Annotated in this window: 21 protein-coding genes; 17 read left to right on the top strand and 4 right to left on the bottom strand. The window is 71.1% G+C overall.

The features are described 5' to 3' along the window. The first annotated feature begins 38 nt into the window (after positions 1 to 38). Positions 39 to 932 (top strand): serine protease, encoded by an 894-nt coding sequence (locus tag ACFWRV_RS16560; protein WP_384334647.1) that lies wholly within the window; start codon positions 39 to 41, stop codon positions 930 to 932. Positions 933 to 968: 36 nt separating this feature from the next. On the opposite strand, the gene ACFWRV_RS16555 is transcribed toward ACFWRV_RS16560, so the two are convergent. Next, positions 969 to 1,784 carry a TetR/AcrR family transcriptional regulator C-terminal domain-containing protein gene (locus tag ACFWRV_RS16555; RefSeq protein ID WP_384334644.1) on the bottom strand — a complete coding sequence of 272 codons (816 nt, stop codon included), beginning with the start codon at positions 1,782 to 1,784 and terminating at the stop codon, positions 969 to 971. Positions 1,785 to 1,928: 144 nt separating this feature from the next. On the opposite strand from ACFWRV_RS16555, the gene ACFWRV_RS16550 reads away from it, so the two are divergent. Next, positions 1,929 to 2,792 carry a siderophore-interacting protein gene (locus ACFWRV_RS16550; protein ID WP_384334641.1) on the top strand — a complete coding sequence of 288 codons (864 nt, stop codon included), beginning with the start codon at positions 1,929 to 1,931 and terminating at the stop codon, positions 2,790 to 2,792. Between the two features lie 4 nt (positions 2,793 to 2,796). On the opposite strand, the gene ACFWRV_RS16545 is transcribed toward ACFWRV_RS16550, so the two are convergent. Continuing rightward, positions 2,797 to 4,416, bottom strand: a complete 1,620-nt coding sequence (locus ACFWRV_RS16545; RefSeq protein ID WP_384334638.1) for an amidohydrolase family protein — start codon at positions 4,414 to 4,416, stop codon at positions 2,797 to 2,799. Positions 4,417 to 4,451: 35 nt separating this feature from the next. Beyond that, on the bottom strand, positions 4,452 to 5,789 hold the full coding sequence (locus ACFWRV_RS16540) for an amino acid deaminase (RefSeq protein WP_384334635.1): 1,338 nt from the start codon (positions 5,787 to 5,789) through the stop codon (positions 4,452 to 4,454). A gap of 133 nt (positions 5,790 to 5,922) precedes the next feature. On the opposite strand from ACFWRV_RS16540, the gene ACFWRV_RS16535 reads away from it, so the two are divergent. From ACFWRV_RS16535 to ACFWRV_RS16515, 5 genes are all read left to right on the top strand, one after another. After that, positions 5,923 to 7,158 carry a sugar kinase gene (locus ACFWRV_RS16535; RefSeq protein WP_384334632.1) on the top strand — a complete coding sequence of 412 codons (1,236 nt, stop codon included), beginning with the start codon at positions 5,923 to 5,925 and terminating at the stop codon, positions 7,156 to 7,158. Beyond that, entirely contained in the window at positions 7,155 to 7,913 is a 759-nt protein-coding gene (locus ACFWRV_RS16530) for an IclR family transcriptional regulator (RefSeq protein WP_384334629.1), read from the top strand. Before ACFWRV_RS16535 ends, ACFWRV_RS16530 begins: the two co-directional genes overlap by 4 nt. Before the next feature lie 6 nt (positions 7,914 to 7,919). After that, positions 7,920 to 8,330 (top strand): RidA family protein, encoded by a 411-nt coding sequence (locus tag ACFWRV_RS16525; RefSeq protein ID WP_384334626.1) that lies wholly within the window; start codon positions 7,920 to 7,922, stop codon positions 8,328 to 8,330. 164 nt (positions 8,331 to 8,494) lie between these two features. Next, a complete protein-coding gene (locus tag ACFWRV_RS16520; protein ID WP_384334623.1) occupies positions 8,495 to 9,970 on the top strand; it encodes a GntP family permease in 1,476 nt (491 codons plus the stop codon). 97 nt (positions 9,971 to 10,067) lie between these two features. Beyond that, positions 10,068 to 11,369 carry an Nramp family divalent metal transporter gene (locus tag ACFWRV_RS16515; protein WP_384334620.1) on the top strand — a complete coding sequence of 434 codons (1,302 nt, stop codon included), beginning with the start codon at positions 10,068 to 10,070 and terminating at the stop codon, positions 11,367 to 11,369. Positions 11,370 to 11,473: 104 nt separating this feature from the next. Here ACFWRV_RS16515 and ACFWRV_RS16510 read toward each other — a convergent pair whose 3' ends face one another. Next, positions 11,474 to 13,201 (bottom strand): chitinase, encoded by a 1,728-nt coding sequence (locus tag ACFWRV_RS16510; RefSeq protein ID WP_384334617.1) that lies wholly within the window; start codon positions 13,199 to 13,201, stop codon positions 11,474 to 11,476. A 564-nt stretch (positions 13,202 to 13,765) separates the two neighbouring features. On the opposite strand from ACFWRV_RS16510, the gene ACFWRV_RS16505 reads away from it, so the two are divergent. The 10 genes from ACFWRV_RS16505 (at position 13,766) to ACFWRV_RS16460 (ending at position 23,560) form a co-directional block, all read left to right on the top strand. Continuing rightward, a complete protein-coding gene (locus ACFWRV_RS16505; protein WP_384334614.1) occupies positions 13,766 to 14,632 on the top strand; it encodes a hypothetical protein in 867 nt (288 codons plus the stop codon). 294 nt (positions 14,633 to 14,926) lie between these two features. Beyond that, a complete protein-coding gene (gene cpaB, locus ACFWRV_RS16500; RefSeq protein ID WP_384334611.1) occupies positions 14,927 to 15,634 on the top strand; it encodes a Flp pilus assembly protein CpaB in 708 nt (235 codons plus the stop codon). Positions 15,635 to 15,641: 7 nt separating this feature from the next. Then, positions 15,642 to 16,955, top strand: a complete 1,314-nt coding sequence (locus ACFWRV_RS16495) for a CpaE family protein (protein WP_384334608.1) — start codon at positions 15,642 to 15,644, stop codon at positions 16,953 to 16,955. A gap of 3 nt (positions 16,956 to 16,958) precedes the next feature. Beyond that, positions 16,959 to 17,387: a TadE family protein gene (locus tag ACFWRV_RS16490; protein ID WP_384334605.1), complete on the top strand. Its 429-nt coding sequence runs from the start codon at positions 16,959 to 16,961 to the stop codon at positions 17,385 to 17,387. Further along, positions 17,387 to 17,770 carry a TadE/TadG family type IV pilus assembly protein gene (locus ACFWRV_RS16485; RefSeq protein ID WP_384334602.1) on the top strand — a complete coding sequence of 128 codons (384 nt, stop codon included), beginning with the start codon at positions 17,387 to 17,389 and terminating at the stop codon, positions 17,768 to 17,770. The genes ACFWRV_RS16490 and ACFWRV_RS16485 overlap by 1 nt, the downstream gene beginning before the upstream one ends. Before the next feature lie 46 nt (positions 17,771 to 17,816). After that, the gene (locus ACFWRV_RS16480; RefSeq protein ID WP_384334599.1) at positions 17,817 to 19,154 is read left to right on the top strand and encodes a CpaF family protein; all 1,338 of its coding nucleotides are present in this window, start codon (positions 17,817 to 17,819) and stop codon (positions 19,152 to 19,154) included. Between the two features lie 10 nt (positions 19,155 to 19,164). Beyond that, positions 19,165 to 20,109, top strand: a complete 945-nt coding sequence (locus tag ACFWRV_RS16475) for a type II secretion system F family protein (protein ID WP_384334597.1) — start codon at positions 19,165 to 19,167, stop codon at positions 20,107 to 20,109. A gap of 22 nt (positions 20,110 to 20,131) precedes the next feature. Beyond that, positions 20,132 to 21,019: a DUF5936 domain-containing protein gene (locus ACFWRV_RS16470; RefSeq protein ID WP_384334594.1), complete on the top strand. Its 888-nt coding sequence runs from the start codon at positions 20,132 to 20,134 to the stop codon at positions 21,017 to 21,019. Between the two features lie 94 nt (positions 21,020 to 21,113). Beyond that, positions 21,114 to 22,559: a sensor histidine kinase gene (locus ACFWRV_RS16465; protein WP_384334591.1), complete on the top strand. Its 1,446-nt coding sequence runs from the start codon at positions 21,114 to 21,116 to the stop codon at positions 22,557 to 22,559. Between the two features lie 14 nt (positions 22,560 to 22,573). Further along, positions 22,574 to 23,560, top strand: coding sequence for a response regulator (locus ACFWRV_RS16460; protein ID WP_384334589.1), 987 nt, complete (start codon positions 22,574 to 22,576; stop codon positions 23,558 to 23,560). Positions 23,561 to 23,667 lie beyond the last annotated feature (107 nt).

The raw sequence follows: 23,667 nt of genomic DNA, 5'->3' as shown, positions 1-23,667 counted from the left end.
GATCTCCGGCCCTTGGCATCACTGGAGGTACCCCCCACATGAACAAGCCTCTCGTCGGTGCGTTTCTTGCTGCCCTGCTCCTGGGAGCGGGTGCCGCGCCCGTCGCGGCAGCCGGACCCGCCGGGAACGCGAGCGAGGTTTCGGCCGAAACCGCACCGCGGACGACGTACGCCGCACCGGACGCCGTACCCGCCGCGAAGGCCGTGACCTTCGCCGGGACCGTCGCACTCAGCAACTGTTCGGGCTCCGTAGTCCGTTCGCCCGACTCCGCCCCCACCGACCCCGCCCTCGTGCTCTCCAACGGGCACTGCCTGGAGTCCGGCTTCCCGGGCCCCGGTGAGGTCGTCGTCGACCAGCCGTCCTCCCGTACGTTCACCCTGCTCAACGCCTCGGGAGACGGCGTCGGCACCCTGAAGGCGAGCAAGATCGCATACGGCACGATGACCGACACCGATCTCTCGCTCTACGAACTCACCAGCACCTACCAGCAGATCGAGGACAGCTACGGCATCCAGGCGCTGGAGCTGGAGACCGCCCACCCGACGGCGGGCACCGCGATCACCGTCGCCTCCGGCTACTGGAAGCGCACCTACAGCTGCGACATCGACGGCTTCGTCCACCAGCTCAAGGAGGGCCGGTGGACCTGGAAGGACTCGGTCCGCTACACCCCCGAGTGCCAGACCATCGGCGGGACGTCCGGCTCGCCGGTGATCGACGACGCCACCGGCAAGGTGGTCGCCGTCAACAACACCGGAAACGAGAGCGGCCAGGAGTGCACGGACAACAACCCGTGCGAGGTCGACGAGAACGGCGAGGTGACCGTCCGCGAGGGCATCAACTACGCCCAGCAGACGTACACCATGGTCCCGTGCATCGCGACCGGCAACAAGATCGACCTCGACCGTGAGGGCTGCGCGCTGCCCAAGCCGTAGCCGCACGAGCCGCGCGCCCGGCGGTCCTGACCACCCTCAGGGCCGCCGGGCGCGCGCCGCCTCGATCCCGTCCAGCAGTACCCCGAGCCCCACCCGGAACGTCTCGCGGGCCTCCCGCTCCAGGTACGGCAGCGCCTCGGCGCCCTCCGGGCCCGCCGCCGGGTACGGCTCCACCGGCCCCTCCGCCTCCAGCCGGCTCATGGCGGGGAAGCGCTCCGCGAAGTCGGGGACCAGCTCCAGCAGGGCCGCCGAGCGCGCCGCCCACCACTCCTCGTCGGAACTCCCGGTCGCCGCCGCGGCCAGCCGCGCGTCCGCCACCGCCTGCGCCGAGCCCCGTAGATACGGGAACACGGTCCCCACCAGCCGCCGCAGCACCCCCGCCTCCAGGCCGGTCGTCCGCAACAGGGCGACCAGCGTGTCCAGGCCCGCGTACTCGTGCGGTCCCAGCACCGGCCGCGCCTGTGAGACCTGGAGCACCCAGGGGTGGCGGACGTAGAACTCCAGGACCTCCCCGGCCCAGGCGGTGAGCGCGGTCCGCCAGTCGTCCGACTCCGGATACGCGGACGGGAGTTCGGCGTGGACGGCGTCGTACATCAGGTCCAGCAGCTCGCTCTTGCCGGGGACGTAGGTGTAGAGCGCCATCGCCGTGCGCCCCAGCCGCTCGCCGACCGCGCGCATGGACAGGGCTCCCATCCCCTCCTCGTCGGCGAGCGCCACGGCGGCCGCCACGATCGCGTCCACGCTCAGCCGGGGCTTGGGTCCCGGTCCGCCGCGGGCCGGTGGCGGGGCGTCCGCGCGCCACAGAAGGGAGAGGGAACGGCGGGGGTCGCCCTGCCCGGCGAAGACCACCACTTGCAACTCCTTACGTCGTAAAGTAACATCCGGCGGGTAATTCATTACGCCGTAAGGTATCAGTGCTCTTCGGCGGTCTTCAGTGGCCTTCAGTGGCCTTCAGTGGCCTTCGGTGGTTTTCGGCAGGAGAGGGGTCGGGTCGCGATGGGGCAGGCGCTGCCGGTCACGTACGTACGGGTCGTGGACGTCGAGCGGGTCACTCCCGGCACGGCGAGGATCGGCTTCACCGCCGACGAGCTGCCCGGGCTCCTGGAGGACCGCCCCGACCAGCAGCTGAAGCTCTGCCTGCCGCGCGCCGGGCAGGCGGAGCCCCGACTGCCGGAGCGGGACGCCGACGACCCGGACGGCATGCGCTGGTACGAGGCCTACCTCGCGATCCCGGAGGCGGAGCGGCCCTGGATGCGCAGCTTCACCGTCCGCTCCTACGACCGCGAACGCAACGTGATGGCCGTGGACTTCGTGCTGCACGGAGGCGCGGAAGCCGGTGGCGGCCCCGCCGCCCGCTGGGGTGCCACGGCCCGGGCCGGCGACGTCCTCGGCATGGTCGGCCCGTCGTCCCTCTACGCCCGCCCGCTGCCCGCCGCCCGGCGGATGCTCCTGGCCGGGGACGAGACCGCGCTCCCGGCCATCGCCACGCTGCTGGAGGCGCTGCCGGCCGGGACCGGGGCCGTGGTGTTCGCCGAGGTCGCGGACGTGGCGGAGGAGCGGGAGCTGCCGCCCGCCGCCGGAGGGGCCGAGGTCCGCTGGGTGCACCGCGACCGTGGCGGCTCGCTGGCGGCAGCCGTACGGGACGCCGGAGCGGCCCTCGACGGGGTGGACGCGGCCTGGGTGGCGGGCGAGGCGTCCGCCGTCCGGGCGCTCCGCCGCCACCTGGTCGAGGACCGCGAACTGCCCAAGCAAGCGGTCGAGTTCAGCGGCTACTGGCGGCGGGCCCTCACCCAGGACGACGCCCCCACGGAGGAGGACCTCGCCTGGGCGGCCGAGCGCGCGGCGGACGCTTCCCGGTGAGCCCTCAGGCGGCCCCGGCTCCCCTGACCGCCTTGCCCGCCAGCACCGACGTCCGCTTGCCGTCCTCGATGACGAACCGGCCGTCGATCAGGACGTGCGGGATGCCCACCGGCAGCGTGCGCGGCTCCTCGAACGTGGAGCCCGCCGCCACCGTCTCCGGGTCGAACAGCACCAGGTCCGCGCGGTAGCCCTCGCGCACCAGGCCCCGGTCGGCGAGCCGCAGCCGGGCGGCCGGGCGCGAGGTCAGGTGGGCGACGCACTCCTCCAGCGAGAGGATGCCCAACTCCCGGGCGTACCGTCCGAGATACTGCGGGAACGTGCCGTACGCGCGCGGATGCGGCTTGTCGCCCTGGAGGATGCCGTCGCTGCCGCCGGTGTGCACCGGGTGGCGCATGATCTGCCGTACGTTCTCCTCGTGGCCCACGTGCTGGAGGATCGTCGTGCCGAGCCGGTCCTCGGTGAGCAGCCGCCGCGCGGTCACCCAGGGCTCCTCGCCCCGCAGTGCCGCCGACTCCGCCACCGTACGGCCCACGTACGCGGCCAGGTGGGGCGCGCTGACGCCGGAGATCTCGATGGTGTCCCACTCGATCGGCACCCCGTGACAGCCGTCCGAGCCCAGCACCTCCAGGTGGTGCCGGATCCGCTCCGCGCTCGAAGGGTCCGCGAGCCGGGTCAGGACCGACTCCGGGCCGCCCTCGCTCGCCCAGCTGGGCAGCATGGCGACCAGCGTGGTGCAGCCGGGGGTGTACGGATAGGTGTCGAGCGAGATGTCGGCCCCGGCGGCGAGCGCGCCGTCGAGGAGGGCCAGCAGGTCGGGGGCCCTGCCCTCGTTCACGCCGAAGTTCATGGTGGCGTGGGCGAGATGGAGGGCGCAGCCGGCGTTGCGGGTCAGCTGCACCATCTCCTCGTACGCCCCCAGGGCGCCCGCTCCGTAACTGCGGTGGTGCGGGCAGTAGTAGCCGCCATGGCGGGCCACCACCCGGCAGAGTTCGGTGAGTTCGGCGTCGTCCGCGTACATGCCGGGGGTGTAGGTCAGCCCGGACGACATGCCGACCGCGCCCTCCCGCATGCCCTGGTCCACCAGCTCCTTCATCCGGGCCAGTTCGGCGTCGGTGGCGGGGCGGTCGTCCCAGCCCACCGCGTACATCCGGACCGTGCCCTGCGGGACGAGGTAGGCGGCGTTGACGGCGATGCCCTGGCCGCCGAAGTTGCGGTCCAGGCGGTCCAGATAGCCGTCGACCGTGCGCCAGTCGAAGTCGATGTCGGAGCCGTCGCCGTTCCAGCCGGTGATGGAGCGGCGGACCTCGGCCAGCGTGCGGTCGTCGGCCGGGGCGTACGAAAGGCCGTCCTGGCCCAGCACTTCGAGCGTGACGCCCTGCGCCGCCTTCGCGCTGTGGTCCGGGTCGCGCAGCAGCGCCAGGTCGCTGTGGGCGTGCATGTCGATGAAGCCGGGGGCGAGCGCGAGGCCGTCCGCGTCCACGGTCCGGGTGGCGGTGGGGCGGGGGCCGGGAGAGCCCTCGGGGTGGATCTCGGCTATGCGGCCGCCGTCGAGGGCCACATCGGCGCGGTAGGAGGGCTCGCCGGTGCCGTCGACGACGAGCGCGTCACGCAGGACCAGGTCCATGGGTCACCTTTCCGATCGGGGTGGGGCCTGCGCCTCTAGAAGAACGTGCGGATGTAGTCGGTGACCGTGCCGTCCGCCGTGACCAGCGGGATCAGCTGCCACTTGTCGAAGCTGGTGCAGGGGTGCGAGAGACCCATGCCGACCCAGTCGCCCACCTCCAGCCCGGCCCCTTCCTCCGTGCGCACCCAGGTGTGCTGGTCGGAGAGGCCGGTGACCGTGATCCCGGTGGCGGGCCGCACCGAGCCGTCCCGGCCGGAGCGGACCACCTGCGCCTCGGGCAGGTCGAGGTCGTACGCCGCGTCCCGCTTGCCCGCGTTCAGGAACGCCTGCTCGCCGGTCGGGCGGGAGACGACCTGCGCCCAGAGCCGGAAGGCGGGCTCAAGGGCCCCCTCCTCGGGGACGCGGTTGAACGGGGTGAGGTGCTTGTAGTGCCCGTCGTCGTGCGAGACGTACGCGCCGGAGCGCAGCAACTTCAGGACGGGCAGGCTCAGTTCGGGAATCCCGTCGAAGACGTCGGCGACCGCGTCGAACCAGGCGCTGCCGCCCGCGCTGATCACGATCTCCTCGGCCCCGGCGAACCGCTTCTCGCCGTCGAAGGAGGCCGCGAGTGCGACGAGCCGCCGGAGCCACGCCCGTACCCGCTCGGGGTCGGCGTCCGGCACCTCGCCCTCGTACCCGGCGACGCCCACCAGGCGCAGCGACCCGGCCGCCGCCACCGCGTCGGCCACGGCCGCGCAGTCGGCGTCCGTGCGGGCCCCGGTGCGCGCGCCCTCGCCCGCGCCCAGCTCCACCACCACGTCGACCGGACGGGTGGCGCCCGCCGCGCCGAGGGCCTCGTCCATCAGCTCGACGCCGCGCACGGAGTCGGCGTAACAGACGAAGCGGAACGACGGGTCGGCCGTCATCTCGCCGGCCAGCCAGCGCAGGGCGACCGCGTCGACCAGCTCGTTGGCGAGGAAGATCCGCCCGATGCCGTACGCCCGGTAGACCCGCGCCTGGTGCGGCACGGCGGCCGTGATGCCCCACGCGCCGCGCTTCAGCTGGTCCACGAAGAGCTGCGGGGACATGGACGTCTTGCCGTGCGGCGCGAACGCGAGGCCGTGGCGCTCGGCGTACGTCTCCAGGAGGTCGAGGTTGTGCGCCACCGACTCGGCGGAGAGCGCGAGGACGGGGGTGGTGAACCCGCCGGTGAAGAGGTTGCGGCGCTCGGCGGCCAGGTCCTTGACGGTCAGGCCCTCCGCGTCCGGCGGCAGGGCCTTGAAGCGGTGGTCGACGCGTTCGTCGGCAAGGCCGGACGCCAGGGACGCGGGGGAGACGCCGGGGGCGGAAGGCGCGGGGGCGGCGGTGTGGCCGGTGGGGCGTTCGGCTGCCAAGGGGAGCTCCTCGAAGTTCGTTGCAACATATGCAACACCCATTGCGTATATCGCTCAACGCTGTCTAACATCCGAGCCGATGCCCGGTCAATGGTGACCACCGGCCCGCACGCCGATCAGCGAGGAGCCCTCAGTGCCCGGACCCGCAGCAGGGACGGCCCACGCCGCCACGACCACCGACGTCGTCTGTCTCGGTGAGTCCATGGTGACGTTCCTGCCCTCGCAGCCCGGCCGCCTCGCCGACGTGCCCTCCTTCGGGCGCGGTATCGGGGGAGCCGAGTCCAACGTGGCCTGCGCGCTCGCCGCCGCCGGGCACCGGGCGGCCTGGGTCGGCCGGGTCGGCGCGGACGGCTTCGGCGACCACCTCGTCGAGACGATCGCGTCGTACGGGGTAGACACGTCGGCCGTCCGCCGCGACCCGGTCCGGCCGACCGGCATCTACTTCCGTACGGCCACGGACCGGGGGACCGACACGCACGAGGTCGCGTACTACCGGGCCGGGTCGGCGGCGTCCGCGATGTCCCCGGCGAACGTGCCGTACGCGGAGCTGTTCGCGGGGCGCATCCTGCATCTGTCCGGGATCACGGCGGCGCTGTCCGGCGACTGCCTGGCGCTGCTGCGGGAGCTGACGGCTCCGCGTGCCGGGCGGCCGCTGGTGTCCTTCGACGTGAACCACCGGCCGCATCTGTGGCGGGGCGGCGACGCTTCCGTGCTGCTGGAGCTGGCCCGCCGGTCCGACCTGGTGTTCGTCGGGGAGGACGAGGCGGAGGAGGCGTGGGGGATCGTGGGCCCGGAGGCGATCCGCGCTGCGCTGCCGGAGCCGTCCGTCGTAGTCGTGAAGCAGGGGAGTGCGGGCGCGACGGTGTTCGCCTCGGGGCTCCGCCCCGGACCCCGCTCCTCAAACGCCGGAGGGGCTGATTCTGCCGCCGGAGCCCGCTCGTCGGGTGCGGGAGGGGCGGAAAGTGCCGCCGGACCCCGCTCCTCCGACGCCGCAGGCGCTGAGAGTGCCCCGGGCTCGCGCTCCACGGTGGGCGGAGGGGCGGACAGCGCCGCGGCCGGAAGCGGTGACACCGTCACCCACGTGCCCGCACTCCGGGTCGACGTCGTCGCCGCCGTCGGAGCGGGCGACGCGTTCGCCGCCGGGTTCCTCTCCGCCACCCTGCGCGGGCTGCCCGTCCGCGACCGGGTCCGGCACGGGCATCTCATGGCCGCCGCCGTCCTCACCGTCCCCGGCGACCTCACCGAACCGCCCGCCCGTGAGCACGCCGACCGCCTCGTCGCCCTCGGCGACGACGCCTGGGGCACACTTCGTCTCGGCCCCGGCTGGACCGCAGCCGACCGGGCCCCCGAGGAGGTACGCACACCATGAGCCAGACCGTCGACCGGGCACTGAGCATCCTGCCGCTGCTCGCCCAGGGACCCGCCGACCTCGGCCAGGTCGCCGAGCGGCTCGGCGTCCACAAGTCCACGGCGCTGCGCCTGCTGCGTACGCTCCACGAGCACGGCCTCGTCTACCGCCAGCAGGACCAGCGCTACCGCCTCGGCGCCCGCCTCTTCGCGCTCGCGCAGGAAGCCGTCGAGAACCTCGACGTCCGCGAGATCGCCCACTCCCACCTGGTCGCCCTGAACGACCGGTGCGGGCACACCGTCCACCTCGCCGTGTACGAGGAGCAGGAAGTCCTCTACATCGACAAGGTCGAGAGCCGCTACCCGGTCCGGATGTACTCCCGGATCGGGAAGCCCGTCGCGATCACCGTCGCGGCCGTCGCCAAGCTGCTGCTGGCCGACCTCACCGAGCCCGAGCGGCGCGTCATCGCCGAGAAGCTCGACTACCCCATGTACACGTCCCGTTCGACGCCCAACGCGGCCGCCTTCCTCAAGGAGCTGGCCGTCGTGCGCGAACAGGGATGGGCCACCGACCTCGGTGGCCACGAGGAGTCCATCAACTGCGTCGGCGCCCCCATCCGCGGCGCGGACGGGCGGGTCGTCGCGGCCATGTCGGTGTCCGCACCCAATGTGGTCGTCACGGCCGAGGAACTCCTCACCCTGCTCCCGCTGGTCCGGCGCACCGCCGAGACCATCAGCCGGGAGTACTCCGGCATCAACCGACCCAAGAAAGTCTGATCAGCCATGACCGAGAAGACCGCCCTCACCCCCTCCACCCACACCACGCCGCCCGCGAAGTTCTCGCACGGCGTGAAGAAGGGGAACATCCTCCAGGTCGCCGGCCAGGTCGGCTTCCTCCCCGCCGTGGAGGGCCAGGCCCCGACCCCGGCCGGCCCCACCCTGCGCGAGCAGACCCTCCAGATCTTCGCCAACGTCAAGGCGATCCTGGAGGAGGGCGGCGCGAGCTGGGACGACGTGATGATGATGCGCGTCTACCTCACGGACGTGGACCACTTCGCGGAGATGAACGAGATCTACAACACCTACTTCGCGGAGCAGAACCTCAAGGAGGCCCCCTCGGCCCGCACCACGGTCTACGTCGGCCTGCCCAAGGGCCTGCTGATCGAGATCGACGCGCTCGCGGTGCTCAGCTGACCCGTTCCGGCCCGCCGACCGTTCCTTCCCCCCGAACGCCGCGCCCCACGGATCGCTTTGCCCCACCCGCGTAACCCCTCCCGCACGCCGTACGGCACGGCGCCCCGCCCCCCGGGGGCGCCGTGCCGCGCTCCCCCCTGCCCTCCAGCACCATCGGAGTCCCCATGCTGCTCGCCGCCACACCGGCGCCGGTCGAGACACCACCGCACACCGGTGGTCTGCTCCTCCTGATCGACGGCACCGCCGGTCTGCTGACCGTTGCCACCCTCGGCATCGCCCTCCTGCTCTTCCTGATCATCAAGGTCAGGCTCCAGCCCTTCGTCGCCCTGCTCGCGGTCTCCATAGCCGTCGGCCTCGGTGCCGGGCTCTCGGTCACCGAACTCTTCGGCACCGTCCAGAAATCCGCCGCCGTCTCGGTCATCGAATCCGGCATGGGCGGCATCCTCGGCCATGTCGCGATCATCATCGGACTCGGCACCATGCTCGGGGCGATCCTCGAAGTGTCCGGCGGGGCCGAGGTGCTGAGCACCCGGCTGCTGAACGCCTTCGGCGAGAAGCGCGCCCCGCTCGCCATGGGGATGACGGGCCTCGTCTTCGGCATCCCGGTCTTCTTCGACGTGGGCATCTTCGTGCTGGCGCCGATCGTGTACGCCGCGGCCAAGCGCTCCGGAAAATCGATTCTGCTCTACGCGATGCCGCTGCTGGCGGGCCTGTCGATGACCCACGCGTTCCTGCCGCCGCACCCGGGCCCGGTGGCCGCCGCCGGACTCTTCAACGTGTCGCTCGGCTGGGTCATCCTGATGGGCGTCGTCGTCGGCATCCCGTCCGTCATCGCTGCCTGGGGCTACTCCGCCTGGATCGGCAAGCGTGTCTTCGTCGACGTACCCCAGGACATGGTGGAGGCCGCCGAGGAGGCCAAGGCCGCCGTCGCCGCCGAACAGCGCGCCGCCGGGGTCACCCCGCACGAGAAGCCGGTGCCGCTCCTCACGGTCCTCGCGATCATCGGCACCCCGCTGATCCTGATCCTCGCCGCGACGTTCTCCTCCATCGCCCTGGACCCCTCCACGCTCCGCTCGGTGATCGAGTTCTTCGGCAACCCGTTCGTCGCCCTGACGATCGCCCTGTTCCTCGCGTACTACCTGCTGGGCATCCGCCGCGGCTGGTCCCGCAAGTCCCTGGAGTCCGTCTCCACGTCCTCGCTGAAGCCCGTCGGCAACATCCTGCTGGTGGTCGGCGCGGGCGGCATCTTCGGCGCGGTCCTCAAGGGCAGCGGCATCGCGGACGCGCTCGCCGACACCTTCAACGACGTGGGCCTGCCCGTCATCCTGCTCGCCTGGCTGATCTCGGTCGTCCTGCGCGTCGCCCAGGGCTCGGCCACCGTCGCGATCGTCACCACGGCCGGGATCGTGGTCCCGCTGGTCGAGGGCCAGGACCTGTCCCAGGCCCACCTCGCGCTGATCATCATGGCGATCTCGGCGGGCTCCATCTTCGCCTCGCACGTGAACGACGGCGGCTTCTGGATGGTGTCGAAGTACTTCGGCATCAGCGAACGCGACACGCTGAAGTCCTGGACGGTCCTGGAGACGGTGCTGTCGGTCGCGGGCTTCGTGGTCGCGGCGCTGCTCAGCCTGGTCATCTAGCGAACCGGCACACACCGGGACGTCCCAGGCGCCTCCGGCCGCCCGATCCCCGCACACCCCTTGTGCTGTCCCCGCCGACTGCGCTTCCTTGATCAGCATGGCGGAGACAAGCGCAACCACAGAGACAGGGGAGCCGGCCTCCCGACCACGTAAGTCCAGCTGGAAGTACATCGGCCCCGGCATCGTCGTCGCGGCGACCGGGGTCGGGGCCGGGGACCTGGTCGCGACGCTGATCGCGGGCAGCAAGTTCGGCTACACCCTGATGTGGGCGGCGGTGATCGGCTGCGTCGTCAAGATCTCGCTCGCCGAGGCGGCCGGCCGCTGGCACCTGGCGACCGGCCGCACGCTCTTCGACGGCTGGCGCAGCCTGGGCCCCTGGACCACGGTCTACTTCGCGATCTACGTCGTGGTCTGGGGCTTCATCTACGGGGCGACGGCCATGTCCTCCAGCGCCCTGCCCATCGTGGCGCTGTTCCCCGACGGGCCGGGGCTGAAGTTCTGGGCGATCGTGACCGGGCTGATCGGGCTGGTCTTCGTCTGGTTCAACCGGTACGCCGTCTTCGAGAAGGTCATGACGGTCCTGATCGGCATCATGTTCGTGGTGGTCGTGTACGTGGCGATCCGCGTCGTGCCGGACGTCGGGGCCTCGTTCGCCGGGCTGCTGCCCGTGCTGCCCGACGGCTCCCTCCTCTACACCCTCGGGCTGATCGGCGGCGTCGGCGGCACGATCACGATGGCCGCGTACGGCTACTGGGTCAACGCCAAGGGCTGGAGCAACTCCTCCTGGATGAAGGTCATGCGGCTCGACAACCGGGTCGCCTACATCACCACCGGGCTCTTCGTCGTCGCGATGCTCATCGTGGGCGCCGAGCTGCTGCACGCCTCGCAGATCGCCCTGACCTCGGGCGACCGCGGGCTGATCGACCTGGGCAAGGTGCTGGAGGACCGGTTCGGCGCGGGCACCGCCAAGCTCTTCCTGGTGGGCTTCTTCGCCACGTCGTTCTCGTCGCTGATCGGCGTCTGGCACGGGGTGAGCCTGATGTTCGCCGACTTCGTGGAGCGGTTCCGGGCCCCGGCGGCCGGGGGCGAGGAGAAGGCCGGCCCCGCCGTCGCCGAACGGCAGCAGCGCTCGCTGCCCTTCCGCGCCTACCTCCTGTGGCTGACCTTCCCGCCGATGACGCTGCTCTGGCTGGACGAGCCCTTCGGCCTGGTCATCGCGTACGGGGTGCTCGGCGCGTTCTTCATGCCGTTCCTCGCGCTGACCCTGATCTGGCTGCTCAACTCCTCCCGCACGCCCGGGGAGTGGCGCAACGGATGGCTCAGCAACGGGATGCTCGCCCTGTCCGGGCTGCTGTTCGTCGTGCTGTGCGTCCAGCAGGTGCGCGACCTGCCCTGGTGACGCGCGAACCGGTCCGAGGCCGGAAATCCGAAACGCCGGAACGCCGCAGCGCCGCCGGGGGAGCGGCGGCGCTGCGGGTTGCGAGGATCGCTGAGCGATACGGGTTACGGCAGGCCGCGGACGTGCGGGCCGACCGCCTTCGACCAGGCGAACCCGGCCGTCGCGTCCCAGTTCGTCGACCAGGTCATCGCGCCGCGCAGCGACGGGTAGGTCTTCGAGGGCTTGAACGAACCGCAGTTGGTGCCCTTGGTCAGGCAGTCCAGCGCCGCGTTCACGATCGACGGGGCGACGTAGCCGCTGCCCGCGCCGCGGGTGGAGGCGGGGACGCCGATGCCGACCTGGGACGGGTCGAGACCGCCCTCCAGCTGGATGCAGGCGAGCGCGGTGAGGAAGTCCACCGAGCCCTGCGAGTAGACCTTGCCATCGCAGCCGAGCATCGAACCGCTGTTGTAGTACTGCATGTTGACGACGGTCAGGATGTCCTTGACGTTCAGCGCCGTCTTGAAGTACTCACCCGACGTCGACTGCATGTCGAGCGTCTGCGGGGCCATCGTGATGACCAGCCCGGAGCCGGCCTTCGCCGACAGCTGGCGCAGCGCCTTCGTCATGTAGGTGGCGTTGAGGCCGTTCTCCAGGTCGATGTCGACCCCGTTGAAGCCGTAGTCCTGCATCAGCGCGTACACCGAGTTGGCGAACGCGGTGGCGGAGGCGTCGTTGTCGACCCGGACCGTGCCCAGCTCGCCGCCGATGGAGATGATGACGTTCTTGCCCTGGGCCTGCTTCGTCTTGATGTCGGAGCGGAACTGGGCGTCGGTGTAGCCGCCAAGCCCGGCGGTGTCCAGGTTGAAGGTGACCGCGCCCTGCGTCGGCGTGGCGTCCGCGAAGGAGACCGCGATGATGTCGTAGTCGGCCGGGACGTCGGTGAGCTTCTGGACGGCCGCGCCGTTGTTGAAGTTCTGCCAGTAGCCCGTCACCGCGTGCTTGGGCACGGCGGGACCGGGGCCGGGACCGGTGCCCTGCTTGGCCGTACGGGCGGTGATCGCGGCCGACTTGGCGGACTCGCCCGCCGCGTTGGTGGCGCTCACCGAGAACTGGTAGGCGGTGTCCGCGGTCAGCCCGGTGACGGTCGCGGAGGTCCCGGTGGCGGTGGTGGCCTGCGTACCGTTGCGGTACACGCGGTAGCCCGTGGCGCCGGAGACCGCGTTCCAGGACAGGGCGACGGAGGACGTGGTGGTGGCGCCCGCCGTGAGGCCCGCCGGGGTGGCCGGGACGACCGGGGGCTCCTCGCCGCCGCCCCCGCCGTCGGGGCCGGTCACCTCGACGTCGTCGGCGAAGTAGGCTGCCTGCCCGTACCAGCCGTGGGTGTAGACGGTCACCGAGGTGGTGTTCGCGCCGGTCCTGAAGCTGGTGGACAGCTTGGTCCAGGTGGTTGAGCCCGGCGTCCAGGTGGAGACGTCGGTCGTTCCGCTGCCGGTCACCCCGAGGTAGGCGTAACCGCCCTGCACCCAGGAGCTGAGCGCGTAGGTCGAGTTGGGCTTCACCTTGACCGACTGCGAGCACTTGGCGTTGTCCTGGCCGGCCGGGGTGGCCTTCAGCGCGGACGTACCGCTGCGCACGGGGCTGGAGACGGCGGCGCCGCTGCCCCCGGAACAGGTCCAGTTGGCGAGGCCGGACTCGAAGCCCGCGTTCTTGGCGTTGTTGACGTCGGCGGCCTGGGCGGTGCCGACGAGTCCGGTGACGGTCAGGGCGGCGGCCGCGACGACGGCCAGGGTGCCACCGAGTACGGGCCGGGAGCGACGCCTTCTGCGACTGCGGCCTGTGGAGCGTTCCACTGGTGCCTCCGGGGGGAGTTGGGGGTGCCGGGGATGGGCGGTGCGCATAAACTGGTCCAGACCAATCAAGTTGTCAAGGCCTCTGGCAGGGAAAGGCCGTCCGCCCGTTCGGGCGCGAGGGGCCGTGGCCACCCCCGTACGGGGGTGGCGGACCGCGGATTCCCGGTCCGGGAGCGACCCCGCGACCACGCTCCGCCCCCCGCACGAGTGATCTTGCGGCAGATCTTCGGACGGTCACCGAAACGCCCTTACGAAAAGGGAGCCGGTCGCCTCGGAATCCAGGCTGACGTGCGCGAATGGATACCTGATCGAAAGCCGGACGCCGGATTCGGTAACGCTCCGCAGTGATAACGAAGTTGGCAGAAATCGATTTCATCCCGTTTAGCACCCGGCCCTCGTTGGAACGGTGTTCGCATGGTGTCGTACTGGTCTCCGATAACTGTTCTCTGCCTGGTGAGACGTGGCTAAAGTGCTGGGGCAGAAGCACGGAGCAGGAGCGATTGCGGCCGACGTCCCCACGTCGACCGGAGCCGAAACGGGGAGAGCGTGCCGACCGCGATAGCAGTGACGAGCGCAGACCTGGTGCTGCCGCCCACCGACCAGCAGACGCCGACCGCCGCCCTGCTCCAGGCCCCCGAGGCCCAGGCGCTGGAGCTGGCGATCGGGGACATGCACCTGCTGCTGGAACAGCACGGGTATGTGATCGCCCTCTACCCCTCGGGCATCCGGCCCGCGCACGAACGCCGCCTCCACTCCATCCGCTCGGTGCTGGAAAGCGACCGGATCGCCCTGGTCAAGGTGGATCTCCCGCCCCTCGGTGTCGCCGTACTGGTGCGCCAGCTGCGGCAGTTGTCCATCTGCGACTTCAGCCCCGGGGTGGTCGCCTCCGCCGCCCGGCTGCTCTCGCACTACATCTACGCGGGCGCCCTCCTCAACTCCGTCGCCCGGCTCGACCGGGTCCCGGTCAGCCTCAAGAGCCACGCCAAGTCCTGGGTCCCCGGGTCCCAGTTCGCCGTGCTCGCCGGACCCGAGCCGCAGCTGGTGAAACTCGGTCCGACCGCCGAACCGCCGGCGGGGCCCGATTTCGGTACGCAACTCCTGGTGGCCAAAGGGAATCTGCAGTCGGAGTGGGTACAGGAGACCCTTGCACCCGCCTGGAAGGTCCAGGCCATTCACGACACCGCTGTCCCGGCCGACTCACCGCGCTGGTGGGGCACGGGAAAGCTGGTGGAGTTCGCCGCCCATCTCCCCGACCTCTCCGTGCTCTACCAGCTGGTCTCCTCCGTACGCCGGGAAAAGTGTCACTGGTGCGCCATGGAACTCATCGGTGACCGCTGCGCATTCTGTTCCGCTCCTCTCGCGGTTTCGGAGAACCGCATGCTCCCCGCCGGTGTCCAACACCCTGGGACCGAAAAATCGCCGGGCCCGTAGTACGACCGCTCCCCGTACGCCCTTCGCCGCCCGCGCCGGGCCGCACCGCTCCCGCGCACGCAGACCGTCCAGCGCCACCGTCCCCGCCCCACCCGCCGGACCGCGAACCGCCGCTTCCTCCGCGGCGACAACGCGGCCGTAGATGTAAGCGCGTAACCGCTCCACAGCCCATAACCGCTCCACGGCACGAACCGCTCCACAGCGCGCCATCGCGCCACTGCACCGCCCGCTCCGTCCGCTGTCCGCTTCACGCATCCGCTGCACGCATCCGACTCGAACGAGGTTGTCCGGACCATGAACTCCCGCCAGCGCCGCGGCGTGATACTCCTGCTCCTGTCGGTCCTGTGCGCCTTCGCGGCCTTCGCCGGCGTGCTCTCGGTGATCAGCGACGTCAACTCGAAGGTCGGACCCGAGGTGACGGCGTACCAGCTGAAGACCAACGTGGCTCCGTACACCGCCCTGAACAGCGGCCAGTTCGAGAAGATCACGATGCCCAAACGGTGGCTCTCGGAGAACGCCGTGACCGACCTGCGGGAGGTCGAGTCGAAGATCGCGGTCACCGAACTCCGCCAAGGCTCGCTGTTGCAGTCGGACATGATGGTCCGCAAACCCGAACTCCGCGCCGGTGAGCAGGAGATCGCCATCATGATCGACGCCTCCACCGGTGTCGCGGGCAAGATCACGCCGGGCGCGACGGTCAACATCTACGCCACGTTCGCCGGTGAACAGCAGGGCGCCGCGGCCCAGTCGAAGGTCATCGTCTCCAACGCCAAGGTGCTGGACGTCGGCGAACTCACCGCCCTGGACCCGAGCGCCGACGACCGGGGCACCCAGGCCACCGAGGCCGTGCCGATCACCTTCGCCCTGAACACGCTGGACACCCAGCGCGTCGCCTACGCCGAGTCCTTCGCGGAGCACGTCCGCCTCGCACTCGTCGCCCCGGGCAGCGACGGCACCATCCGCCCGGGGGACCGCACCTACACGCTCGACAAGGACAAGTGAGGATGGGATGACCACCAGAATCCTCCCGGCGGTCGGCGACCTCGACGCGGCCCGCTCCGTCACCACCCTGCTCAGCCAGCTGCCCGACGCCGAGCCGGCGACCCCCGTCGGCGACTCCACCCAGCTCATCGACACCCTGGCCCGCCTCGCGGGCGAGGCGCTCGACGAACTGCCCGAGGTGGTGCTGGTCCACGAGCGGATCGGCCCGGTACCTGCCCTGGAGCTGATCCGGGAGGTGTCGCTGCGCTTCCCCTCCGTCGGCGTCGTCATGATCACCGCGGACGCCAGCCCGAACCTCTTCGCCGACGCCATGGACTCCGGGGCGCGCGGCCTCGTCACCCTGCCGCTGAGCTACGAGGAACTGGCCAACCGCGTCCAGGCGGCCGCCCAGTGGTCCGCCGGTGTCCGCCGCCACCTCACCTCCGGGAACGACGTCTTCACCGGCCCCGGCGGCACGGTGGTCACGGTCACCGGTGCCAAGGGCGGCGTCGGCGCGACCGTCACCGCCATCCAACTCGCCCTGGCCGCACAGGCGTCCGGCAACACCGTCGCGCTGGTGGACATGGACCTCCAGACCGGGGACATCGCCTCGTTCCTCGACGTCCAGTTCCGGCGCTCCCTCGTCGACCTCGCCCTGATCGCCGACATATCGCCCCGGGTGCTGTCCGACGCGGTGTTCTCCCATTCCACCGGCCTCGCCCTGCTGCTCGCCCCGGGCGAGGGCGAACGCGGCGAGGAGGTCAGCGACCGTTCGGCCCGCCAGATCGTCAGCGCGCTCCGCACCCGCTACGAGATCGTCGTCATCGACTGCGGCGGCCAGATGAACGGGGCCAACGCGGCGGCCATCGAGATGGCGGACGTGGCCCTGCTGGTGACGACCCCCGACGTGGTCGCGGTGCGCGGCGCGAAACGCATCGTACGGATGTGGGAACGGCTCCAGATCCGCAAGGCGGAGGAGACCGTCACCCTCGTCAACCGCTTCACCCGCAACACCGAGATCCAGCCGCCGCTGATCCAGAAGATCACCGGCACCCGGGTCGCCTCGGCGGCGGTCCCCGCGAACTTCAAGGAGCTCCAGGCGTCCATCGACTCCGGACGCCTGCACGAACTGGACGCCAAGAGCACGGTCAAGCAAGCGCTCTGGGGCCTGGCCGGAGAGCTGGGCATCGTCAAGGAGAGCGCGACGGCGAAGAAGAGCGGCAGCGCCCTGGTCAAGCGGAACAGCGGCGCCTTCAAGAACGACCGGGGCTCGATCGGACGCCCGCGCCGCCGGCGCGGCGGCTCCGGCCGCGGCGCCGGAGACTCCGAGGGGACACGTTGAGCGATGACCACCACGAGGACAGTTCGCAGCGGCATACGGGGGCGGATCACCGCCCTACGTGACCGCGATCGCCGGGATCGGGGCCAGACGGCCGTCGAGTTCCTGGGCATGACCCCCTTCATCATCCTGATCATGCTGGTGCTCTGGGAATGCGCCCTGATCGGCTACACCTTCAGCCTCGCGGGCAACGCGGCGGACGTGGGCGCGCGCAAGGGGAGCGGAGCGGAGTTCGCACCGCGGGCGGCGTGCGAGGCGGGGGCGATGAAGGACCTGCCCGACGCCTGGCGCAAGGCGGCGGACGTGGACTGCGGCGGCGGCAGCGGCCTGTACGAGGCCACGGTGGAACTGAAGGTCCCGGTCCTGGTGCCGGGCCTGTTCGACCTCGACACCAAGATCGAGGGCACGGCCGGATCGCCGAGGGAGGACCAGTGATGACGAGGCGCCCGCACCGGGAGAACGAGCGCGACCGGGGCCAGGTCGCCATCGAGTACCTCGGCTTCCTCCCCCTGCTCCTCCTCGTCGCGATGGGGGCCATTCAGCTCGGCCTCGCCGCGTACGCCGCCAACCAGGCGGGCACGGCGGCCCGCGCCGGAGCCCGTACGGCAGCCAGTGTCGACGCCCGGGGCAGCGGCCAGTCCAACGCCCGCGACGCGGTCAGCGACTGGGTGGAGAGCGGCGGATTCCGCTACGACGAGAGCGGTGGCCGGGACATCACGGTCACGGTCGAGGTGAAGGTGCCCTCCGTCGTTCCGGGTCTGGACGGCTGGTGGGCGAAGCGGAGCGCGACCATGCCCAACGAGAGATCCCCCTTCTGAACCGGCCCCGCCAGAGATTCCGACCCCGACGAGGAGAGTTACGCACATGAGCCTGCGGGCACGCATGACCGCTCCGGAGGAGCAGGGCGGGGCGCGGGAGGACAGCCACATGGTGGCCACCTACCGGGCCAAGCTGCTGGAGGAGATCGACCTCGCGGAGATGTCCTCGCTGGCCGCCGCCGACCGGCGGGCCCGGCTGGAACGCGTCCTCGGCCACATCATCAGCCGCGAGGGCCCGGTCCTCTCCACCGTCGAGCGCTCGCAGCTCATCCGCCGCGTCGTCGACGAGGCGCTCGGCCTCGGCATCCTGGAACCGCTCCTGGAGGACGCGTCCATCACGGAGATCATGGTCAACGGCCCCGACCAGATCTTCGTCGAGCGCAACGGCAAGGTCGAACAGCTCCCCATGCGCTTCGCCTCCCACGAGCAGCTGATGCAGACCATCGAGCGGATCGTGTCGACCGTCAACCGCCGCGTCGACGAGTCCAACCCGATGGTCGACGCCCGCCTGCCCAGCGGGGAACGTGTCAACGTGATCATCCCGCCGCTGTCGCTGACCGGCGCGACGCTCACCATCCGCCGCTTCCCGCGCTCCTTCACGCTCCAGGAGATGATCGGCTTCGGTTCGCTGGACGAACAGATGCTGGTCCTGCTCGCCGGGCTCGTCCAGGCCAAGTTCAACATCATCGTCTCGGGAGCCACCGGCACCGGCAAGACGACCCTCCTCAACGCGCTCTCCGGACTGATTCCGAACGCGGAGCGCATCGTGACCATCGAGGACTCCGCCGAACTCCAGCTCCAGCAGAGCCACGTGATCCGGCTGGAGTCCCGCCCGGCGAACGTCGAGGGAAAGGGCCAGATCACCATCCGCGACCTGGTCCGCAACTCGCTGCGTATGCGCCCCGACCGGATCGTCGTCGGTGAGGTCCGAGGCGGCGAGTCCCTCGACATGCTCCAGGCGATGTCCACCGGTCACGACGGCTCGCTGGCCACCGTCCACGCCAACAGCGCCGAGGACGCGCTGATGCGGCTCCAGACCCTCGCCTCCATGTCGGAGGTCGAGATCCCCTTCGAGGCGCTGCACGACCAGATCAACAGCGCCGTCGACGTGATCGTCCAGCTCACCCGGCACGCCGACGGCGCCAGGAAGGTCACCGAGATCGCCGTCCTGGACAGCCACGGCCGCGACCCCTACCGCATCGTCACGGTCGCCCGGTTCAACGCCCGGCCGATGGCCCCCGACGGCCGCGTCCACGGCGACTTCCAGTACCTCCCGCTGCCCCGGAGGGTCGCCGAGCGCCTCTACCTGGCCAGCCAGCCCATCCCGCAGGCGTTCGGCGTCGCCCAGTCCGCCGAACAGCTCGCCACCCGAGAGGCCAACTAGGTACCGAGCCATGGACAACGTCAACCTCCCCCTGGTCACCGTCGGCGTCACCCTGCTGTGCTGCGTGCTCGGCGTGATGGGCCTGCACGCCTACTCCGGTGGCAAGGCCGACCGCGACGCGCTCGTCGAGCGGCTCTCGCACGTCGGGCAGATCCCCGAGACGGGCCGCGTCCGCCGCTTCAAGGGCCTCGACCGCAGGCTGCGCGCCACCGCGCTCGGCCGCAGGCTGGAGCTGAAGCTCGCCGCGACCGGTCTGGACGTCACCCCCGGCGAGTTCTTCGTCTACGCCCTCGTCGCCATGGCCGGGCTGTGGATGATCGCCTCGTCCATGCTCGCCGCGTTCTTCGGCCCGGTCGCCGCACTGGTCGGGCTGTGGGGCACCAACGCGTTCCTCAACTGGCAGCGGGTCAAGCGCACCGAGCGCTTCATCAACCAGCTCCCCGAGCTCTCCCGCATCCTCGCCAACGCCACCCAGGCGGGCCTGGCCCTGCGCACCTCGCTGTCGATGGCCGCCGAGGAGATGGAGGACCCGGCCGGCGAGGAACTGGCCCGGGTGGCGAGGCGACTGGCTGTCGGCGAACCCCTGGAGGACGCCCTGAGCGAGCTGACCGACCGGCTCCCCTCCCGCGAACTCGTCGTCCTGGTCACCACATTGGTCCTCTCCAACCGGGCCGGAGGTACGGTCGTCAGCTCGCTGCGCAACCTCACCGAGACCCTGGAGGAGCGCAAGGAGACCCGCCGCGAGGTCAAGACCCAGCTCTCCCAGGTCACCGTCACCGCCTACGCCGTGCCCGTCTTCGGCATCGGCGCGATGCTCCTGATGAACGCGGTCATGCCCGGTGCGCTGGACCGGATGACGGGCGCCTTCATCGGCCAGGCGGCGGTGGTCGTGGCCATCGTGCTGTACGCCGTCGGCTTCGTCGTCATCCGCCGCCTGTCCCGTATCGACGTCTGACGAGCTGAGGGGAAGAACCGCCATGGACCTGCTGCTAGCCCTGGTCGTCGGCCTCGCCGTCTACGGGGCCATCCACGGCATCCGGATGTACCGGGCCGACGCCAAACTCCCCGGCGACCTGGCCGTCGCCCTGGAATCCGGCTCCTCCCGCACGAGCGCGGTCGGCTCCGGCATCGACCGCCTCGGCATCCGCTGGGCCCCCGCGGTCCTGCGGATGATGGGCCCCAAGGCCGTCAACAAGAAGCGCCGCCAGATCGACCTGGCCGGCAACCCCGGCGGCCTCACCATCGACCGTTACGCTGCCCGCCGCGCGGTCTACGGGGCGCTGGGCCTCCTCGGAGCCTTCTCCATGCTCCTCCGGGGCCAGCTCTTCCTCGCCCTCCTGATGATCGCCTTCGGCCTGTTCTGGGTGGAGGCCGGGATCTGGTCGGCGATCCGCGTCCGCCGCGAGCACATCGAACGCACCCTGCCGGACTTCCTCGACGTGCTGGCCGTCGTCGTCTCCGCCGGGCTCGGCTTCCGGCAGGCGCTGGACCGGGTCGCGGAGAAGTACGAGGGCCCGTGGTCCGACGAACTGCGCATCACGCTCCGCCAGATGGACATGGGCGTCAGCCGCCGCCAGGCCTTCGAGGAACTGCGCAGACGCAACGACTCCGAACAGGTCGCCATGTTCGTCACGACGCTCCAGCAGGGCGAGGAACTGGGCGCGCCGATCGTCGAGACGCTGATCCAGATCGCGAACGACATGCGCCGCACCGACGCCCAGAACGCCCGCCGCAAGGCGGCCAGGGCGGTCCCGAAGGCGACGTTCGCGGTGACCACGTTCCTGCTGCCCGGCACGCTCGTTCTCCTGACGGTCGGATTCGTGTACGGAGCCGATGTCGACTTCGCGTTCCTCACGGGCGGATGACATGAACGGCGGGCGGGATGGGGACGACGGGAACGAAGGAGGACGCGGGGACTCACCGGGGCCTTACGGGACGTGAGATGGAGGTGACAGGCGCATGGCATACCAACTCAGCGGCGCGCAGCCCGGACTGACCGCGGAACTGACCCGCGTCCACACCGGCACTCCGGCCCGCCCGGCCTTCGCCATCCAGGTCAACGCGCTTCAGGCGATGTGCCGCCAGGTCTTCGGCTTCCGGCTGGCGATGATCGCGATAGCGACCCCGTACGCCATCAGCCACACCGCCCCCGGCCTGCCCACCTGGTTCATCGGCTCGGCGATCCTGGTCACCTTCATGGGCTCGTACGTCCTGTTCCGGGACTGGGAGCGCTTCGGCCCGGTCCTCCTGCGCCATCCCTGGCTCCTGGCCGTCGACGCGTCCTTCGGCGCCCTGCTGCTGATCACGGCGACGCCGGAGTCGACCCTCGCGTACGTCACCGTCTGCACCCCGCTGCTGGCGGGCCTGGTCCACGGCTGGCGCGGCGCGGCGGTCTTCGCCGCCCTCCAGGTGGTCATCGTCATCGGCGTGTACGCCAGCGTCCCGAAACTGGAGGCGGGCGGCGCGACGGCCCTCCTGCTCCCCGGCTTCTGCGTGATCGCCGGGGCGGTCGGGGTCACCCTGCGCAACCTGCTCCTGCGCTTCGGAACGGCCACCCAGGCGCTCACCGAGACCCGGGCGCGCCTGGCGGTGAACGAGGCGGTGGAGGGCGAACGCACCCGCCTGGCGCGGGAGATGCATGACTCGGTCGCCAAGACCCTGCACGGTCTGGCGCTGGCCGCCGACGGACTGGCGGGCTCGGCCGACCGCATGGACCCGCCCACCGTGAAACTCCAGGCGGAGTTGGTCGCCCGAGCCGCCCGCCGGGCCGCCGCCGAGTCCCGGGAACTGCTCACGGACCTGCGCCGGGAACAGGGCCTGGAGGGCGGCGTCGACCTGGTCGCGGAACTGTCCGCCCAGGCCGAGGACTTCACCGCGCGCCACCCGATCACGGCCACGTTCCGCCGCCTGTCCGAGGAGACCCCGGTGCCCCCGGTCCCGCAGGCGGTGGCCCGGCAGCTCCTCACCGTCGCCTCGGAGGCCATGGAGAACGCGCACCGCCACGCGGCCCCGACGTACCTGATCGTCCTCGCGGGCGTGAAGGGCGACATGCTCCGCCTCAGCGTGTACGACGACGGCCGCGGCCTGCCCACCGGAACCACGCTGGAAGGGCTGCGCCGGGCGGGCCACTTCGGCCTGGTCGGCATGGTCGAGCGGGCCGCCTCGATCGGGGCCCGCATCAGGATCGGCCGGGGCAAGGCGGAGAAGGGGACGGAGGTACGGGTGGAGCTCCCGCTGGCGGCGCTGACGGGCCCGGCGGCCGGGGGCACCGTCACGCCGGGCCCGTCGTTCGCGCCGGCACCCGCATCCGCCTCCGCGCTGCCGTCTGCACCATCACCAGCACCCGCTTCCCGAACTCCAGCGCCTGAGAAGGCCACGACCCCTACCCGCAACCCTCGACCCTGAGAGGAGGTCGCAGCATGCCGGACGATGTCTTCCCCACGCCGAACCACCACGGGGCCACGGCTCACCCCCACGCCCCCCAGCACTCGGCGTCGCACATCCCGCTCACCCCGGCCCCCGGCCCCGCCGCACACCCCGGGCCCCAGCACACTGCGATCCAGTCCCCGTCCCCCTTCCCGCCGGGCCCCACCGCCCCGGCCGTCGAACGTCTCCGGGTGGTGGTCGCGGACGACAACCCGGTGGTCCGGGCCGGCCTGGGCGTCCTGCTCTCGGGCCGTGCCGACATCCAGGTCGTGGCGGAGGCGGCGGACGGCCGCGAAGCCTACGAGAAGACGCTCCAGCACCGCCCTGACGTGGTCCTGCTCGACGTCCGCATGCCCGGCGTGGACGGCATCTCGGCCCTGCCGCACCTGGTGGGCATCGCGCCCGTGCTGATGCTGACGTACAGCAGGGAGAGCGAGATCGTCCACGAAGCCCTGCGCCTGGGGGCGGGCGGCTATCTGGTACACGGCGAGTTCACGGCGGACCAACTGGTCCAGGCGGTACGCGACACGAAGGACGGCCGGGCCAACTTCACCGTCACCGCCGCGGACGCCCTCCTGGCCCACATGCGCCACGGCACGCCGCCCCACCGGGGTCCCCTCCCCGAAGGCCTGGGCTCGGCACTGGCGACGGCACCGGCCCCACCGCCCCCACACATCGCCGAACCTTCGGAAAGTCTTTCGCAACTGCAACCTGTTGTGGGACAGTCGTCTGTATCCGGGGGGTCGGTATCCACCCCCAACAGGCAGCAGTACGGGCTGAGTTCGCGGGAGGTGGAGGTCATGGACCTGATTGCGTCCGGAATGAGTAATCAGCAGATCGCCGCCACCTGCTTCATCAGTGAGAAGACGGTCAAGAACCACATCAATCGCATCTTCACGAAGCTCCACAGCGCCACCCGCAGTGAGGCCATCGCCCGCTGGCTGGGTACCGCGTCCCGGACCCCCGGGCGGCAGCCATGACCGAGAGATCCGGCAACGAGGAGACCCAGAAGGCTTTTTGGGCCCGGGAATGGGCCCACGGGCCCTCTGTGCGAGCGCTGGTTCCCTCCTATGTTTCTCACGTCGCC

The organism is Streptomyces sp. NPDC058576 (genome assembly GCF_042718715.1).
GTDB lineage: Bacteria > Actinomycetota > Actinomycetes > Streptomycetales > Streptomycetaceae > Streptomyces.
Note: the sequence above shows the minus strand (reverse complement) of the source record. Positions and strands in the feature narration are given on the sequence as shown.